The 431-nt window shown below is 44.5% G+C and carries 2 protein-coding genes; both read right to left on the reverse strand.

The window, feature by feature from the left end; genetic code table 11:
• Positions 1-2: 2 nt before the first annotated feature.
• Positions 3-131 carry a hypothetical protein gene (locus QEH53_RS24040; protein ID WP_309025780.1) on the reverse strand — a complete coding sequence of 43 codons (129 nt, stop codon included), beginning with the start codon at positions 129-131 and terminating at the stop codon, positions 3-5.
• Positions 132-135: 4 nt separating this feature from the next.
• Positions 136-431 (reverse strand): hypothetical protein (locus QEH53_RS24045; protein WP_309025781.1); only part of this gene is annotated, 296 nt, incomplete at its 5' end.

A 431-nucleotide genomic window follows, 5' to 3' on the forward strand; every position in this document is an offset into this window, starting at 1 on the left:
CGTCAAAGTGATGCGATGCCGACTTCGAACAGGTGTCTAAGTCGAAAACTGTTGATTTCGGTAAGCCCGAAGTAAAAGAGGCGGGCGTTTGTCGGCATTGCATCGACTGCCTTGTTCGACCTGATTTTCATTCTTTTATCCTGAGTATTTTGAATCAGGAAGCTCTGGTAGTTTGGTTCCGGTTGGGATTTTTCTATCCATAGATTTGTAGAATGCTCTTATGGCAGCACCTCTGGTTTTATGCGTATCGCCATGGGCTAAGTCGTACCATCTATCAATGACCCTCCATTCCTTTTCTTTGTTTTGGTGAATGTAGTAGCGTAGTGGTTGTTCCATTACCCATTCTCGTTTGTGGTCTGGATCTTGGACTACCCAAGGTTCTCTCGATTTCCATTGGTCGTGTTGGTCTGTCATAATTTTTCGTCGAACGT

The sequence above is a fragment of the Pelagicoccus sp. SDUM812002 genome, assembly GCF_031127835.1.
In the GTDB taxonomy this organism is placed as follows: Bacteria; Verrucomicrobiota; Verrucomicrobiia; order Opitutales; family Opitutaceae; genus Pelagicoccus.

What these genes read in the sequence shown, in the direction of transcription:
- QEH53_RS24040 (WP_309025780.1), bottom strand. Translation starts at nt 131, where the DNA reads ATGAAAATCAGGTCGAACAAGGCAGTCGATGCAATGCCGACAAACGCC.